General features: G+C 38.4%; 11 protein-coding genes. 8 read left to right on the top strand and 3 right to left on the bottom strand.

The features are described 5' to 3' along the window. The first annotated feature begins 96 nt into the window (after positions 1 to 96). Positions 97 to 1,926 (top strand): alpha/beta hydrolase fold domain-containing protein, encoded by a 1,830-nt coding sequence (locus IE867_RS06040; RefSeq protein WP_192483873.1) that lies wholly within the window; start codon positions 97 to 99, stop codon positions 1,924 to 1,926. A gap of 2 nt (positions 1,927 to 1,928) precedes the next feature. Here IE867_RS06040 and IE867_RS06045 read toward each other — a convergent pair whose 3' ends face one another. Then, entirely contained in the window at positions 1,929 to 2,399 is a 471-nt protein-coding gene (locus tag IE867_RS06045) for a polyhydroxyalkanoate synthesis regulator DNA-binding domain-containing protein (RefSeq protein ID WP_192483874.1), read from the bottom strand. A 226-nt stretch (positions 2,400 to 2,625) separates the two neighbouring features. On the opposite strand from IE867_RS06045, the gene ftsZ reads away from it, so the two are divergent. Then, positions 2,626 to 3,711 carry a cell division protein FtsZ gene (gene ftsZ, locus IE867_RS06050; RefSeq protein WP_192483875.1) on the top strand — a complete coding sequence of 362 codons (1,086 nt, stop codon included), beginning with the start codon at positions 2,626 to 2,628 and terminating at the stop codon, positions 3,709 to 3,711. A 192-nt stretch (positions 3,712 to 3,903) separates the two neighbouring features. On the opposite strand, the gene IE867_RS06055 is transcribed toward ftsZ, so the two are convergent. Beyond that, on the bottom strand, positions 3,904 to 5,970 hold the full coding sequence (locus IE867_RS06055; RefSeq protein ID WP_192483876.1) for an AMP-binding protein: 2,067 nt from the start codon (positions 5,968 to 5,970) through the stop codon (positions 3,904 to 3,906). Between the two features lie 167 nt (positions 5,971 to 6,137). Between IE867_RS06055 and IE867_RS06060 the strand changes: the two genes are divergently transcribed. The 3 genes from IE867_RS06060 to IE867_RS06070 all read left to right on the top strand — a co-directional run bounded on the left by IE867_RS06060 (position 6,138) and on the right by IE867_RS06070 (position 13,551). After that, positions 6,138 to 6,569: a universal stress protein gene (locus tag IE867_RS06060; RefSeq protein WP_192483877.1), complete on the top strand. Its 432-nt coding sequence runs from the start codon at positions 6,138 to 6,140 to the stop codon at positions 6,567 to 6,569. After that, entirely contained in the window at positions 6,562 to 9,264 is a 2,703-nt protein-coding gene (locus tag IE867_RS06065; protein WP_192483878.1) for a PD-(D/E)XK nuclease family protein, read from the top strand. The genes IE867_RS06060 and IE867_RS06065 overlap by 8 nt, the downstream gene beginning before the upstream one ends. Positions 9,265 to 9,357: 93 nt before the next feature. Next, on the top strand, positions 9,358 to 13,551 hold the full coding sequence (locus tag IE867_RS06070; RefSeq protein ID WP_192483879.1) for a glycosyl hydrolase: 4,194 nt from the start codon (positions 9,358 to 9,360) through the stop codon (positions 13,549 to 13,551). A gap of 3 nt (positions 13,552 to 13,554) precedes the next feature. Here IE867_RS06070 and IE867_RS06075 read toward each other — a convergent pair whose 3' ends face one another. Beyond that, positions 13,555 to 13,836 (bottom strand): hypothetical protein, encoded by a 282-nt coding sequence (locus IE867_RS06075; protein ID WP_192483880.1) that lies wholly within the window; start codon positions 13,834 to 13,836, stop codon positions 13,555 to 13,557. 268 nt (positions 13,837 to 14,104) lie between these two features. Between IE867_RS06075 and IE867_RS06080 the strand changes: the two genes are divergently transcribed. The 3 genes from IE867_RS06080 (at position 14,105) to cydC (ending at position 18,372) form a co-directional block, all read left to right on the top strand. Continuing rightward, positions 14,105 to 14,767 (top strand): phosphoribosyl-AMP cyclohydrolase, encoded by a 663-nt coding sequence (locus IE867_RS06080; RefSeq protein ID WP_225629976.1) that lies wholly within the window; start codon positions 14,105 to 14,107, stop codon positions 14,765 to 14,767. A gap of 99 nt (positions 14,768 to 14,866) precedes the next feature. Then, positions 14,867 to 16,714 (top strand): thiol reductant ABC exporter subunit CydD, encoded by a 1,848-nt coding sequence (gene cydD / locus IE867_RS06085; protein ID WP_192483881.1) that lies wholly within the window; start codon positions 14,867 to 14,869, stop codon positions 16,712 to 16,714. Then, a complete protein-coding gene (gene cydC / locus IE867_RS06090; protein ID WP_192483882.1) occupies positions 16,702 to 18,372 on the top strand; it encodes a heme ABC transporter ATP-binding protein/permease CydC in 1,671 nt (556 codons plus the stop codon). Before cydD ends, cydC begins: the two co-directional genes overlap by 13 nt. Positions 18,373 to 18,388 lie beyond the last annotated feature (16 nt).

An 18,388-nucleotide genomic window follows, 5' to 3' on the forward strand; every position in this document is an offset into this window, starting at 1 on the left:
GATGAGTATAATACAGAAACTTTGGCTGTTTAGGTTGGATAAATAGCTAAGACTATCCGATAATATACTCAAGCAATTAATCCATAAGGAAAAATTATGTGGGCAATTATCGGTAGCAGTGGATTTGAAGAGTTTGATGAGTTTGAAATAGTAGAAACATTGCCACGCGAGACACCATTTGGACTATGTTCAAATGGCTTTTATCGTATTAAGGTTGGCAATGCTGAAATGTTGTTCCTGTGTCGCACTGGACAGTCTGAAAATATCTTACCAAGTAAAATAAATTATCGCGCTAATATTTATGCACTGAAAAAGCATGGCGCAACAGCTATTCTGGCGTTGTCATCTGTGCGCAGCTTGCAAACGGTATTAAAACCTGGTGATATGGCAATCCCTTATCAGTATATTGACCGCACCAAAGGATTGCGTGAATCGACTTTCTGTGATGATGGCATCTTAGCCTATGTTTCATTAACCCATCCAATTAGTGAAAAAGCGGCTGATATCATCAAAAAACGAAAAGCACATTTTGATTTTCCGATTCATTTTGGGCAAATTTGCGTGTGCATTGATGGACCACAATTCCCAACGATGATTGATGCTAAATGTTATCAAGCAATGGGTGGTGGGGTGATTGGCATGACGGCTTTTCCTGAGTTTGCCTTAGCACGAGAAGCGGGACTTCATTATTTGCCTTGTAACTTTATTGTTGATTATGTGCCGTGGGCGGATGATATTGATAATAATGACTGCATATTACAAACCCGTTTTGATAATCATGCTAAGGCGGTGATGTTAATTCATTGGGTTAGTGAGAAATTAACTGAATTTGCGCAAAGTGATTGTAGTGATCAAGGCATTGCAAGCTCTATCAGTGGTATGGGTGATCGGATGACACCGCGCCAACAAAGTTGGTTTAATGTATTAGCCAAATCTAATAGTGAAGTTATTGTTGCCAAAGAAACTGCTGAAAGTATTCGTGAAGTAACCCTTTATCATGGGCAAAAAGCCGTACCAGAAAAACTGCAAAACTTATTAGACTTTGTCAATAAATATAGAAAAGACGAGGTTTTATCCATTGCCGGTGTTCGTAAATCAGCAGCATCGCTTATGTTATATGCCGGTAGCAAGGTTGATATTGCCTCTGTGCGTGATTTCGCGGTGAAGGTAGAGGGGCGCGAGATTAATGTACGCTTGTACCATCCAAATCCTAACGAGCATTTGCCTATTGTGATTTATACGCATGGTGGTGGTTTTGTGTCTGGAACGCTTGACTCATTTGATGCGCCATGCAGGCATTTAGCACATACGACAAATCGCGTGGTGTTAGCTATTGACTATCGTTTGGCACCTGAGAACCCATATCCAGCTGGATTTAATGATGTCTATCAAGTCGCCAAATGGGCATATGAGCATGCTGCTGATATTAAGGCGGATCATAACGACTTTACCATGATTGGTGATAGCTCAGGAGGTAACTACACGGCACTTTGTGTTGAAAAATCCATTCAAACCGGTGACTTTCTAGTAAGCAATCAAGTCCTTATTTATCCAACAACTGATTTAACACATAACACAGAATCAATGCGTGAGTTTAGTCAAGGGTATTTGCTAGAATCACGTCAAGTCAATTGGTATAACGCACAGTATCGTCCTAAAGATATGAATGGTACTGAGCCAGAGATATCGCCACTGTACATTAAAGATCTTGAAAAAATGCCACGCACTATGGTATTTACTGCAGGCTTTGATCCATTAAGAGATGAAGGGTTGCTCTTTGCGCAAAGTTTAATGGAAAAAGGTGTGGATACACATCATTATCACTTTGATAATATGATTCATGGCTTTATTAACTTTGGTAAGTTGGTGCCACAGGAATGCGAGGTTTTATATCAGCGGATTGAACGTTTCTTAGCTGCTAAATAAGGCTATGACTTTTTAGAGCTTTTTAAATTATCCCATGACTTTTGCCAGCGGTTAATATTGTCTCTTGCGGTGGTGTTGAAATAATCATTTGGTGTTATTGCCGCATTTGGCTTTTTAGTAATGGCGGCAGTGGCATGCTTTTGTCCTAGATATAAATCAAGTGTTTTGTTAAAACACATAACCAACGTGTTTTGCATATCGGTACCATAAGATTTAATAACTTGTGCTAAAAACTCATTACTAAACATTTGTCTTGGGCTCGTCTCCTCAAGATCATTAATAATCTGCATTAATACACTTCGGGTAATGTCTTTGCCGCTTTTATTTTCAACTACGACGACATTTTCATGTTCAATTATCAGTTTATGTACACCCTCTGCGGTAATGTAGCAACTGTCCTGTGTATCATATAAACGTCGATTAGGATACTTCTTAATAAGCCTAACCTCGTTTTTATCGTATTGCTTCTCCATGAAAAAATTCCCATCATCTAGAAAACTTACTTGAATCGCAGTGTAACATAAATCATTCATTATCAATATATGAGAAAAGCAAATACACGGTGCAAAAAATAATTTATGCTCAATTTCTTTTATTTACGAAAGATTTTTGCATGAAAGCGCAGAAATATCATTATTTTAGCGTATTTATGTATATACTATAGGCGTTTTAGTTAAGGGAAAAGTTTTAGGAGAAACGATGGCAAGTTTAGAGCAAGAACAACATTCAAGTGGTTTTGAACATGGTCGCATTAAAGTAATCGGTGTTGGTGGCGGCGGCGGTAATGCCGTAGGTTACATGGTCGAGAAAGGCTTACAAGGTGCGCAAATTTATGCGATGAATACAGATAAGCAAGCACTTGATAAAAATGCCGCACCCCATAAGGTACAAATTGGTGAATTTATTTCCAAAGGACTAGGTGCCGGAGCAAATCCTGAGGTTGGTCTTAAAGCTGCGCAAGAAAGTATGCATAATATTGAAGAGGCTATTGCTGATTGTGATATGTTATTCATTACTGCAGGCATGGGCGGTGGTACTGGTACAGGAGCTGCTGGCGTTATTGCTGAAGTTGCAAAACGTAAAGGTATTGTGACGGTGGGTGTGGTAACGACACCTTTTTCATTTGAAGGGCGTCGTCGCGAGGTCGTTGCTAGACAAGGTATTTCAGCACTTCAAGAGCATGTCAATTCCTTGATCGTTATTCCGAATGATAAATTACGTAAATCATTAGGTGACAGAACAACACTAATGGAAGCATTTCATGCTGCCAATGATGTGCTTTTTAATGCGATGTCATCAATGACTGGGATTATTAGAACCCCTGGTCACATTAACGTTGACTTTGCGGATGTAAAAACAGTTATGGCATCCCCTGGTTTGGCAGTAATTGGCACAGGGCACGCCGGTGGTGAAGATCGCATTTTAAAAGCGGTTGATAAGGCGGTTTCTTGTGATCTGTTAGAAGATATTGAGCTGAAAGATGCCAAAGGTTTATTGGTATGTGTCACCTCTAGTAATGATATTTCTTTAGGTGAATTCACCGAGTTAGGTGATCGTGTGGCAGAGATTGCATCTGCTGACGCGCCAGTTATTATCGGTACCTCCATCAAAGAAGATATGGGTGATAATGTCGATATTACGATTATTGCAACGGGCTTTGACGTTGATGTCACAACTGAGCGTTATAACACGATTCGTCAGGTGAAAGCACAGACTCAATCTAGCCAAAATAGCTTAACCGAAGGGCAAACCTTGGCGCGTAAAATAAATCCAGAAGATAATTAATAACTGGAGTTACGACTTTTGCTATTTCAACACCCCGCCTCGCAAGCTTAAGCACCCCTCTTGCAAAGAGGGGAATTAAAATCACCGACGTCCAATTCCTCTCTTTGCAAGAGGGGTGGCAGCCGTAGGCTGACGGGGTGTTTATAAGGTCATAGTTTTTCTAAAGTGTGTAACTTCGGTTAATAAGCTTACTTAACAACACGGACTATTTTGACAATATTGCGCATAATGCGCTTTTAATTTACGGTGTATTACCTTGTTGCTTGCTGTTCTTGGCAGTTTTTCAATTAAAATAACATCGCTTATTTTAAACAATGGGTTTAAATACTCTTTAAGCAATGTTTGCATTTGTGATTTTAACTGACAAAGATCGATTTGTGCTGTTGGTACAACATAAATAATAAGTTTAGATATGCCTTCAATTTCATCATTAACTGCCACTGCAGCAAGCTCATAAATATGCGCTAAATTTAAAAGCACTTGCTCAATCTCGGCACTTGAGGTTTTAATCCCACCTAAATTCATGGTGTTATCAGCACGTCCTAATGAGCGGTAATAGCCATTGGATGTGCGCTTTAATAAATCACCATGTCGACGTAATGGCATATTATTGTAAGATGGCATATCACGATAATATATATCACTGTTATTAGTATTTAATAAGCGGTTGGATAAGCCTAATGCACAAGAACTTAATGCAGCTTCACCAACACTCACAGTGTTTTGTGGCAAAATGTGATGCCTCTCATCCAAAAGCTTAAGCTCAATACCAAAACATACTTGCGAGAATTGGGAAGGGACATTCGCCTGCAACAGTGTTGAGCTGATATAAGCACCGCCAATCTCAGTGCCGCCACAGTATTCTATAATCGGTTTATAGCCGGCATGTAATGATAGATAAAACATATCTTCAACATTAGAGGACTCACCAGTGCTGGCAAAGAGCTTAATATGCTGCCAGTTAACGTTCTCAAGCACAGCATTCGTGCGCCAAGCATTAACAATGCTAGGAATGACACCGAGTTTAGTGACTTGAGTTTTTTCAATAAACTCGGCGAATTCAAGCGAGGTCGGTAAGTCTTCAGTTAATGCCATTGTTGCCCGATTTAAAAAGACAGCAAATACAAGCCAGGGTCCCATCATCCAGCCAAGATTGGTTGGCCATGCCCAAATGTCTTCTTTGTTAGTATCCATATAAAGCTTGGCATCGGTTGCTACTTTAAGTGCCGTACTTTGTTCCCAAATAATAGCTTTTGGTGTGCCTGTTGTGCCTGATGAGAATAAAATATTAATAACACCTTGCGCATTATGTAGATAGGGATTAGGCACGGTACTTATGTTATGCGGAGTTAATAAGTCATCAAAAGACATGTCATGAGCACGTAAGTTAATGCTTTGATTCTTAGTGTTTAAGCAGATAATTGATGAAACCTGACAACTCACAATCTTTTGATAGAGCTCAAGCGTTTTATTGCCGCGAGTGATCACATCCTGAGTCATCACAAGTTTGCAATTACTAACACTAAGTCGTTTATTGATTTCATTCTCGGAAAAACTATCGGCAATTGAAACAACACTTGCTCCAAGATAGATAACAGCCAAGTAAGTTGCCACTGCCTCAATGTTCATTGGCATAATAATAGCAACGGTATCATTTGGGCTTAATTGATAATGGTGTTGAAACCCTTGAGCGATTGTAAGCACTAAGTCTTTAAGCTCTGCATAATTGATTGTTTGATGGGTACATTTACCATAACGAACCCCTTTATAAATAATTGCAGGCTTCATCGCAAGATCATCTTTAACATCAATACAACAATCAGCAATATTAAAAGAAGCACCTGGCAACCATGTTGGCGTGTAGGGGAATAACGACATATCAAAGCTTGCTGTTGATTTTTTGTTAAAAGGTAAATTCAAATCAGCAATTGCTTGCCCCCAGAAAGCTTGAGGTGAGTCAATGCTGTATTGATAAAATTGAGAAATATCCGAGAAATTAAGCTCATTAAGCCATTTGCCTAAATAGCTACTTTTCATTGTTTCACTATCTGGCAACCAAATGGGTTTAAATTCGCTCTTAGCATAACAAAGGTGATATAGCTTATAATGGCTATCAAAAGGAATATCGGGTGTTAAATAGTATTGTGTTAGTTGTTGCCACTTTTCCTGAGGTGATAATTTGCTTATAAGCAGTTGTTTGATAGCATTTATATCAGCTATTAATGGTGTATTGCATAAAAAATCTAAATCCTTATCCATGGCTTTTCCTTTTTGAAATTGATTTAAAGCACAAAACAAGGATATTGTAGCTAAAATTAAATTGAAGTAAAAAGGTTCATTCCTGCAAAGTATTCGCTTGACCTTAATCCCAAGGTCGGAATAGAGTGTAGATGAGCTTATTTCAATGCAACTAAAAGGAGATATGAATGTTTGAATACCAAAATATTATTTATGCAATCGATGTTAATGACGATGTGGCAAAAGTATTAGATCATTTGGTTGATTACGCTAAAACCAAAAAAGCAAACTTACATGTTATCAGTGTCCATAAAACCGTTTTTGACTATGGCTATGGCGCAGGTGTTTCAGAGAAAACACCTAACCAGTTAATCAAGGATCGCTTGACACAGAAATTTACTGAGGTCACGGCTGATATTGATAAACACAATTATGTGATCTGTAAAGTCATTGATGCGGATTCTGTTGCAGATGGCATTATTGAATATATTGAAAAACAAAACATTGATCTTTTAATTCTCAACGGTCACCATCATGGCGTTTTTGGGCGCATGGGTTCAGTGGCAAGCAAGATTTCTAATAATGCACCGTGTGATGTGGTTATTCTAAAAAATGCTTGATGCACATCAACAATTAAATGATGGTCAAAGTATCAGTCGTTATCTTAGTTTATTAAATCAAATCGATGACAAAACAATCGTCATTACGGCAAACACTCGCCTAAAAGATCATTTAACGGCAATGTATTTAGACTATACGCGTAATCAGCAGCAGTATGTCGTATTGCGTGATGTTTGTATGAGCTTTGATGGGTTGGTTGATGCTTTATATACGCACGCACAGATGATTGAAAGTGCGTTACCTCAATTAATCAGTGATGATGAGGCACATTTTTTATTGTTGAGTTACCTTAAAGAAGATGCGGATGTTTTTATGCCCAATGCGCAGCAGGCAAAGCTTGTACTGGGTGCATGGCAGCTGTTACAACAATGGAATCTTGATGTTAAAGCGCTTGAGAGTGAAACAGAAAATAAGAATGTTCGTTTGTTTTTGCGCTGGATCGAACGCTATCAAAACACCTTGATTGAACATAACTGGATAGATAAGTCACGCCTCATCACAGCGCTTTTGGCAAAGCATGAGATATTAGCTAAGACCTTTGAGTATTTGGATTATCAGAAAATCATCTTAGTTGGTTTTGACACCTTGACACCACAAATGGAGGCATTTTTTGCGCACTGTGTATCTAAGCTTAATATTACGATAGATAATTGGACTTTAGTCAATACAAAAAGCAAGTTGCAAATAACCGAATATCTTGAGGATCAACTGGAGATCCAAAAAATTGCTAAAGCCGTTTTTGAATTGAGCCTAAGCGAGCCACAAGCAACAATTGGTGTGATTGTACCAGATTTACAGACGCAATTTGGCGCTTTGATTGATGCCTTTGATCAGTATTTTATTGCAACTGAAGTCAAACAAAATCCTTTGTTAGATAACAGCGTACGCGAATATACCATATCAGGTGGTGAAAGCTTATTGTATCAAGGCATTGTTTATCAGCTGATGCTATGGCTTAAGATGAGTAAAACGCTAAGCTATGATGATATGAAATTGATGTTAAGCTCAAGCTATCTTAAAGGGCATGCTGATTACAAAGTAGCAAGATATCAAAAGCTGCAAGCGCTTAAATCGAAAGTACCTGAATCCATTGAATTTGCTAAGTTGATTAAGCTTAAGTTATTTACTGATGATTGTGATCCAATCTTATTGGAAGTGATCACGCAAATGTTACGTTTCCATAAATCGCATAGGCAAGAGGGTAAAATCACAGCCTTTGCTTTTATTGAAAAGCTAAAAGAAGCACTTGCAATCCTTGGGTATCTTGATCATTGCAAGCTTACCAGTATAGAGCATCAGGCGTTAGCACAGTTTTATAAGCTACTTAATAAGCTTATTATGTTAACGCGTTTAGAGGTTAAGCTTGAGTTTAATCAGTGGTTGATAGAGTTACAAACCTTAGCCAGTAACACGCTTTTTCAAACTGAAACAACGACGAATCCACGTGTGCATATCCTAGGGATGCTTGAGGCAACTGAAGTTTACTTTGATCATCTGTTTGTGATACGCATGAATGATAGTAACTGGCCAAGTCTTGCTAATATGAATCCTTATTTGCCTTTGTCATTGCAACGATCGCACTCAATGCCACATTCCAGTGTCGAACGTGAGCTTCAATTTGCCAAAACCATTACCAAGCGCTTAACCAAACAGGCGAAACATATTCATTTAAGCTATGCATTATTAAATGATGAAAAAATACAAATGTGCTCCCCTTTACTGATGGGGTTGTCTACGATTGCGTATGATCATACAAAGCTTGATTATAAAAGGAATGATGAAGTGCAGTTTGATGTATTTGAGGACAGCTCATTGTCAGCCATGACAACAGAAGCTTGTCAAACACTCAAGGGTGGATCGCAAGTTTTTAAAAACTTTGCTGAATGTCCGTATCGCGCGGCATTGATTCACCGATTGCATCTGGATGCCGATAAGGCGCATAAGCCAATATTATCAGCACTTGAGAAAGGTGTGATCATTCATCACGTACTAGAGCAGATTTGGCGCGAGTTAAGAACATATGACAACTTAATTAATATATCAAGAGATGTATTGATTGAAAAAGTAGCGCAACATGTCCAATCAGCGTTAAATATGCATGTGGCGTTAATCAATATGCTGCCACAACTTATTAAAGAAGTTGAGATCATGCGTCTGCAAGAGGTGATCATACAGTGGCTTGACTATGAGAAATCACGCCAAGAGCCGTTTGAAATCTTAGCCCTTGAGAAAGAGCTCAAATGCACAATTGCAGGTGTGACACTTAAGCTACGTTTAGATCGAATTGATCGACTTAAAGATAATCATACCGTAGTTATTGATTATAAAACGTCTAAAAGTTATCTCATTAGCGATTTGCTCAAATCACCGATTACTGAATCTCAATTGCCATTATATGCCATCTATGAAAATGCTGATGCTGTAGCAGTTGCGACAGTAAATGGTGCTAAGATTGGTTTGCAAAGTATCTCAAGCATTGATGATTGGATACAAGAAGGGCAGCCAAAATCTTATCCTACCAAAAAAGTATCTGAAGATGCGCCGCAAAATTACACGGCATTAAAACATTATTGGCAAGCGCAACTGGATGAGCAAATGTCAGGTTTTGTTGCTGGTGAGTCGATGTTAACACCCTCAGCGGCGAGCTGTCAGTATTGTGAGTTTGCGATTGTTTGTCGTGTGAGTTATTTCTAGTCATCTTTAGTCATCAAGAAAGACACTTGTGATTATTGATCTTTTTGTATACTAAATGTGCATATATTCTTTTGACTTTAAGAGGAGCATATTATGAATACCAATAAGTTGTTATCACCTGTTAAGTTTTTTAAAGTGTCACGCCTATCTCGCTATTTAGGCTTTGGCTCATTGTTTTGTTTTTCGCCGGCGTTTGCCGATATCTTACAACTTGAAAAGGGCAGTTATACTGACAGTTTGAATAATAGAGTGGATATCATTAGTGGCAAACCATTTACTGCATTAAATGCCATACCCAAAGTCTCCTCACAGTTGAGCTCACCTTACCCAACAACCGATTGGTGGTCATCGCTTATTTGGAGCTTTAATAATCAAAACATGTTTTCAGAAGCGATGTTTCCACATCCATTAAGTGTCAAAACAAATGCCAAAGGTTTAGAGATTGGCTATCCACAAGAGGCGCGTGTTTATTCGCATGAATGGCAGGGCAAAATACTGCAACGCAATTCAGGTTATCAATACCCACATTTTGCTGATATGACGGTTGGTTTAGATGGTTTTAACGTTGATAAGACGGTTGTTGATGATTATTCCGATTGGAGTGTGACAAGTTTATGGCAACAAGGACAAGATGAGTTAAGAGCGACTTTTGGACATGGATTACCTTTTACCTATTTTGAAAAAAAAGGCAACAAAGATGTGGTGGTTGAATTTGCTGAGCTTAAACAAAATCATCATTTCTCACCTTTTAATGCGCAAGTATTCATATTAGATCATATCAATGGTCAGTATATTGGCAACACCACAGAATTTGCCATATTTATTAATGCCAATGCACCAGGTTTGGCGATTAAAGCGCGTATATCCTATGATTTCAACGGTGATGGCGAGTATGACAAAGTCGAGCTTTATAGTAATTTTGCGACAGATGCCGATAAGCAAAGTATTGAGCGATATACGCAGAGTGATCGTGGTGGCTTAGATCAGACGCGATCTTATGGTCAGTATCAACATTTTAATAATGGCAAGGTGTGTGTTGAGATTTGGCAAACGGAAGGGCAAGGAAGCTTGCTACTGGATTTAACACAAACAAGTGTTAAATTGCCTTTTCAACTAGAGGCACAAAGCTATTATCTTGATGCGTCAAATCATCGCCTAACAGCGCATATGCCTGCTGTTAATACTCTAAATATCGGTAGCAGTGACGAGCCGCGTGTCGTAGGGGATATCGCCAAGGTATGGTATCAATCAAATAATAGTGTTGGTGTTACCATTAACAATCACCATTACGGGATTTTTGCGCCACATGGTAGCCAATGGCAACGATTGCAGCATGGTAATAATGATTGGGTTTATGGTTTGCGATCTAATTTATCCGGCAAAGACTATTTCTCAGTGGCAGTTTTGCCAGATAATACGCCAGAGACACTTAACTTTTATCAAAAACATGCCTTTGCCTTTGTGCGTGATACGCAGGTGAGTTTTGAGTATCAAAAAGAACAAAGTCGTGTATTGAGCACCTTTAATCTACAAACAGAATTAAAAGAATCTCATTCTGATTATATCAACACGCCATTGGCTGCACTTTATCGCCATCAATGGCTTAATAGTAGTGATGAGTTAAGCGCATATAGCTATCAAAGCGCGCGCGGCGAAATGCGTGTTGTTGCGAATAATCACTTTAATACGTCAATACGCTTTCATGGGGTGTTGCCAATATTGCCTAAGTTTGATGACAGCACACTATTGCGCCAAAAATTTATGGCAGATTTTCAAAGACTACAGGCAAACCCAAGACTCTTTAGTGCCAAAGATACTTATTGGCGTGGTAAGGAATATGCCAAAGTTGCCGATCTTATTCAGGTGGCAGATCAATTGGGATTATTGACAGAGCGCGATTATTTATTATCACACTTAAAAAGTGATATTGCCGCATGGTTAACGGTTGATGCCAATAATGATCAGGCATTTTATTATTATGAGCCAATATGGGGAACATTGATTGGCTATCCGGCGTCTTTTGGCAGTAATGATCAGTTAAATGATCACCATTTCCATTATGGCTATTTGGTCAAGGCTGCTGCCGTTGTTGCACTATACGATAGTGCGTGGGCTCATAATTATAAAGACATGATTAATTTAGTCATTAAAGATGTGGCAAATATTGAACGCAATGACATGCGCTTTCCGTGGTTAAGACAATATGATCTATATGCTGGACACGCCTGGGCATCAGGGCATGCCAGTTTTGCCTCAGGTAATAACCAAGAGTCATCCTCAGAGTCGATGCATTTCTCAAGTGCAGTTATTTTGTGGGCAGAAGCAACGCAGCAGGATAACTTAAGAGACTTGGGTGTGCTGTTATATAGCTTAGAAAATCAAGCGATTAATCAATATTGGTTTGATGTGGATAACGCAGTTTTTCCAAGTGATTTCAATCATTCTAATAATGCGATTGTCTGGTCTGATGGTGGTGTTTATGGCACGTGGTGGACAGCAAACCCTGAGGAAATTCATGGGATTAATTTCTTACCTATTCATGGTGGTTCACTATATTTGGGGCAGTATCCTCAGTATGTCGCTAAAAACATCGCGGATTTGAATGCCAGTAATGCCTTTTTTGAAACTGCCAATGGCAACAATAATCTACAGTGGAATAACTGGCAGGGGATTTTATTGCAGTATATGGCACTGCAGGATGCGAAAGGGGCGATGACAGCTTACCAAAATATGCAATACACACCAGAATATGGCACGACAGATACCTTGATATATCATTGGTTACATAATCTGACACTACGTGGTCAAGTGGTTAAAGATATTTATGCAAATACGCCAAGCTATGCGGTTTTTAATAACAATGGCCAGTATAGTTATGTTGCCTTTAATGCCGATACTGTGGCGAAAGAAGTGCGCTTTAGTGATGATGTGAATTTCGTCGTGAATCCTCGAAGTTTCGCACTTTTAGATAATGGCATTGTCAAACATATCCCCTTATCTGTTCAAGAGAATACCACTGAAGATTCACATGATAATACAAACACAAATAATAATACGAATGATGAAACAAACAATGCTTCCGAGGGTACAACGGATAATAATTCGTCGACAAATAACTCGAATAATAGTAATGATGGTAATAACAATGACCAGAATAATCAAAGTGGTGACAATAATAATGAGCAATCATCAACCACAGAGAATAACTCACAAGATACAACCACAAATAATGATGTCGTTTTCGCAATAACTGATCCTGAAGGGCGTTTTGATGGTGTATTACGTGTTAATAATAATGTGGTCTCTGTTGAGATAAATAGCGAAGTGACGCGTAGTTATATTATATTGCATTTTTTCGATCACAATGGCGTGCAGCAAAATGTTCAACTGGTACTAAATGGTGTGATCAATGGTAAGTCGCAGTGGGTTTATAGCACGCAGGACTTTGATTTAAATCAACCGTTTAAATTCACCTTGCAGGATTCAAAATTTGGACAGTTTGAAAGTATAACGTATTTAGCAGCTGACTTAGCCGTAAATATCGACAATGCAGCAGAAAATAATAGTAATAATACAAGTGATTCAAACAATTCAAATGATCCAAATAATGCAAATAATACAAACGAAGAGACTACGACGGTTAATGCAAATAGTATCTCGCTCAGTGATCCGGAGGGGCGTTTTAGTGCCAAGGTGATACGTAATAATGATGAGCTGCAATTGACGTTTGATGCAAAACAGCAGCGTCACTATGTAATTTTCCATTACATGGATCTGCAGGGTCTTAAACAAAATGTGCATTTATCGCATACAGATGGTTATCAATGGACTTGGCAGGGCAGTAATATCGATTTGATGAAACCAGTGCAGTTTACCGTGCATGATATGCATGTTGGGCAATTTAGCTCATCTGAGTATTCATTAGCGGCATTGCAAGTGGACTCAGCAACTGAGACAGAGACAACAGAATCTGCAAGTGACTCCTCTAGCAATAGCAGCCATAACGACGATCAACACATTCAAATAAATGAAGAACGCTTTAGCTTATTGGCAGCTATCAATCAGTCTAATGAGGCATTTAATATCATGCTTAATGCTAAACAAGAGGGTGCTTATGTGATTATTCACTATGTAGATAAACAAGGTATTGCTCAAAATAGACACCTTATTCGACAGGACAATAATCAATGGCAATTAGATGCTGATAGTTTTGATCAAAATAAAGGTTTTTCTTTAACAATTGATGACCCTCGTGGTCAATTTTCAACAGAGAGGTATTTTTTCTAAGCATTAAGCATACTGCCCAACTCGCCAGCGGCGAGAAAGGAAATTATCGATATTGAGCTTCTTTTTCAGAAAATTTTGATTTTGTGCCAACATAGGTGTTGGCTCAGGATGGTGAAAATGAAAATTATACTTGCGCGCGATACGACGCAAGTTACTGACACTACAGTCGAGTAATTTTGCAATATCATGGGTTTCCATTTTACGGTTCATGCACTGTTGAAAAAACTCTAGAATTGAGCAGTGGTAAAGGTTAGTAATTTTTTCTTCAACGGTGATTTTCTTCATCAACTTTCTCCCTATGCGTTCGTCCTTATATTTGTCTTGTCATTGCGACTTAACAAAACATTACAATTAACGTTTCCTAATTAAGCATCCTGCTTTGGCAAATAAGCGATAACTCAACATGGTGCTTATTAGTTGTCAGTTACTTTATATAAAGCCTTAGCGGTTGGCTAGCATAAAATGTAAAAAAAATTGTAAATTTTAGAAATTTAGTGCTTAACTCACTGAAGCATACATGTGGGTACAAACTATAACAAGAAGGAAAAAACCTATGGATAATGATAAAAAACTACCAACATATCAGGCGATAAAAGTTATAAAATTAGACTTAAAGGGACGCATTGCACCTGCTGTATTAGGCTTAGTTTTGGTTTTGAGTGTTGCTGCTACGCAAAAAGTAAATGCAGCAGCGACATCGACTGCAATGGACAATAAAACATTAACAATACCAACGCAAAGTGCTAATAATATTACAGTAGCTGAGGTTGAAAAGGCACAGTCTCAATGGGCAGTAGGAATTGTAGCAATAGGCGATGCTTATACAAATAAAGGAAATTATAAAAAAGTAGCTCAGAACCTAATCAACACGCTCTACGCTTACAATTATGAAAAAGGTGTAGTGATGTTTAAACCAACCAAAGCAAAGGAAATTCCATTTAGATCAACGAAAGAATCCGCTCTTTCTTATTTTGTCGGTGGCAACAAAAAATTTAAAGAAGATAAGGGCTTTGCTCTTCACCCATGGACAAAAGTGGTGTTCCATAACGATGGAATGTATTTCCATGGTGATATGGCGATTGTAATGGGTATGTATGACTTTACTGATGATGAAAGTAAAGTAATAACCGTTGAATATACCTTCGCTTATGTTAAAACGCCAAATGGACAGTTAAAAATTGTCTTACATCATTCTTCTGCACCATTTTCAGATTGATATCCTACAATAAACTGCAAATTGCCTATATTCACTTACATGTCAGCGTGGTGCGGTATATAATGCCGCCACTGTTTTAGATCGGTTTATTTCACCTTTATGCAAGCAAATACAGCTTCAGAACGCAAGTCAGCGCGGATCTGGTTAAAGTCGCGTGCTCATCCTGCTAAAAAATGGGTACAACTCACTATTCTAGTGAGTTTTCTAAGTGGCTTGTTACTTATTGGGCAACTTTATCTGTTAGCGCATATTTGTTATGCCGCTTATATTGAGAAACTATCAAACATTGAACTTGTTAGCTACTTTGTGGCAATTATTGCTATTGTGTTTATGCGAGCAGGTCTGTCGTGGCTTAAGGAAGTCGTGAGCTTTAAAGCTGCGGCTAAGGTAAAAGAGCAGTTAAGAGATGATGTTATTGCGCATATTAATCAATTAGGCCCTGTCAAATCAGGTGAATTAAGCAGTGGTGACTTGATCAGTGCAGCAATGGAACAAGTGGAAGGCTTAAACAACTTCTTAATGTATTTCTTGCCTCAAATGACCTTAGCAGGACTTATGCCACTGGCGATTTTAATCTTTGTTTTTCCACAAAGTATTGTTTGTGGCATTATTTTATTAGTATGCGCACCTTTAATCCCACTTTTTATGATGTTGGTTGGTTGGGGTGCTGAAAGTGAAAACCAAAAACATTTTCAAACCTTAGCGCGCATGAGTAGTGCTTTTTTAGATACACTACACGGTTTAGCCACTTTACGACTGTTTAATCGTGCTGAAAATCATGCGCAAAAAATCTTTGAATACTCTGATGATTATCGTGTTAAAACCATGAAGGTATTGCGCATTGCGTTTTTATCATCTGCAGTACTTGAAGTGTTCTCAGCAGCATCAATTGCACTGGTTGCGATTTATCTGGGCATGGGGTTTATCAATAGTGCCAATGTCCATACGGTGTGGTGGGCATTTGATAACATGACCTTGCAAGGTGGATTGTTTATTTTGCTATTGGCACCTGAGTTTTTCTTGCCTCTTCGTGAGTTAAGCACGCATTATCATGCAAAAACAGAAGCGATGGGGGCAGCCCTTGAATTACAAAAAATATTTGCCTTATCAAAGCATGATGATGTAAAAGGCGAGAATGATGCGCAAGGCAATAAAGGTGAAAAGCGTTTGATACAAGACTTACCAATGATTGATTCAATTCAATTTAATCATTTAAATTTTTGTTATGCTGGTAAATCTAAAAATGCACTGACTAATATTTGCTTTGAGGTCAAACACAAACAGAAGATTGCGATTGTTGGCGCCAGTGGTGCTGGTAAAACGACTATTTTAAATTTGCTTATGCAATTTATGCATGCAAAAGATGAAGGTATTACGATTAATCATGATTTGCCACTTAATCGCATTGATGAGAAGCTTTGGCTTAGTAGGATCAGTTGGCTTGGGCAAAATGCTGGTCTCTTTAAAGGTAGCATTCGCTATAATTTACAACTTGCTGATGTCAATGCTCAAGATGATGAGCTATGGCATGTATTAAAACTGGCACAATTAGATCAAGAAGTCAGTGCATTTCCCGATAAATTAGCGACTGAAATCGGTGAGCAAAGTATAGGCTTATCTGGGGGGCAGGCACAGCGTTTGGCATTAGCGCGCGCCTATCTTAAGCCTTGTGAATTACTTTTATTGGATGAGCCTACGGCAAGTTTGGATAAAGAAAATGAGCGTCTTATCATGCACAGTTTATTAAACAATTGGCAAAATAAAACGGTGATCATGTTGACGCATCGCTTACAGTTCTTGAGCGAGATGGATCATATTATCGTGATGGATGAAGGACGAATTGTGCAACAAGGACGCTTAGAGGAATTGTTACAAGATCAATCAAGTTACTTTTATGCATTGTATCGTCACCAAATCTTAGAGGGAGAAGTTGCATGCGCGCATTAATTCCTTTTTTAAGCATTTTCAAGCATCAAGCAAAATGGATGTTTATTGGTACCTTTCTGGCATTTTTAGCGATTTTGGCCAGTATTGGATTACTGTCTTTATCTGGTTGGTTTATCTCATCAACTGGGTTTGTGGCTATTTCAAGTTACGCAATTGCCAGTCAATTTAATTATTTTTACCCATCAGCTGGGGTACGTGCTTTTTCATTGATGCGTATTCTAACGCGCTATGGTGAGCGTGTTGTCACACATGAGGCAACGTTTAAGTTATTAACTGATATTCGAGTATGGGTTTATAACAAGCTTGTGCCTTTAGCACCCACACATTTAGCACAATATAAAAGTGGTGATTTACTCAATCGCTTAGTCACTGATGTTAATAGTTTAGATAACTTATATATTCGGATTATTTCGCCAAGTTGTGTGCTGTTTTTGTCGATTTTGCTGATTGGTATATTTTTTAGCTTCTTAAGTATTCCTTTAGCGTTAATGACCATGGGCTTTGCTTTTGTTGCAGGGTTTTGTATTCCTGTTGTTGGTGGCAAATTATCTGCTCATACCGCAAAAACGCTAGCGGAAGAGTCCGCAGATTTAAAAACATCAATTACTGAGCATGTGCAATATTTAGCAGAGCTTAAGGTTTTTGCTGCAGAAGATAAGCATGCAGAGATAATTAATATGCAAAATAAAGCGCTTATTACAACGCAACAAAAAATGAGTCATTATACTGGGCTTAATGCAGCTCTTATGACCTTATTTTTGGGTGTGACACTGTGGTGTGGTGTGTGGCTAATGGTCGGGCTTGTTCATCAAGGTGTAATAAGTGGTGCTTTTATTGCTTTGGTTGCGCTAGGCATTATGGGCTTGTTTGAGGCAATTATGCCTTTACCTGTGGCTTATCAGTATTTAGGACGTACAGTATCTTCAGCTAAAAGATTATTAAATATTATTGATCAAAAACCAGCAAAATTATTTGTTAATGACAACAGTAGTGAGCAAATAAGTATGCCAAAACACAATAACATTTCTTTTGAGGATATTTCATTTAGCTACCCTGGGCGTAATAAGCTTATCTATGAGCATTTTAATCTTGAGATTGCAGCCAATGAAAAGTTTGCTATTGTTGGTGCTACTGGTTGTGGTAAGTCAACGATTGTTTCATTATTAGCACGGTTTTATGCGCCATCAGCAGGCAAGATATCAATAGGTAATATTGATATTGCACAATTTACCGAATCACAACTGCGTCAGCAAATAACGATTATCAGTCAGCATGCGCATATTTTTAATGGCAGTATCCGCGATAACTTGTTAATAGCAAATCCTAACGCGACGGATGAGATGTTATGGCATGCTTTACATGTTGTTGATTTAAAACGCTTTGCATTGGAGTTGCCACGTCAGTTAGATAGCTGGACAGGGGAGCATGGTAGGCATCTGTCAAAAGGGCAGCAAAAACGTTTGTCATTAGCGCGTGCGGTATTATCCACAGCGCCTATTTTGATTTTGGATGAACCAACAGAAGGTTTAGACAAAGTGATTGAAAGAAAGGTGATTGATAACTTACAAGCGGTATTTAAAGATAAAACGGTGATCATCATTACCCATAACGACACATTGCTAAGCAGCGTTGATAAGGTATTGCGCATAACACAATAAAAAATGAAGTATTGCA

The sequence above is a fragment of the Cysteiniphilum marinum genome (genome assembly GCF_014857925.1).
Classification (GTDB): domain Bacteria; phylum Pseudomonadota; class Gammaproteobacteria; order Francisellales; family Francisellaceae; genus Caedibacter; species Caedibacter marinus.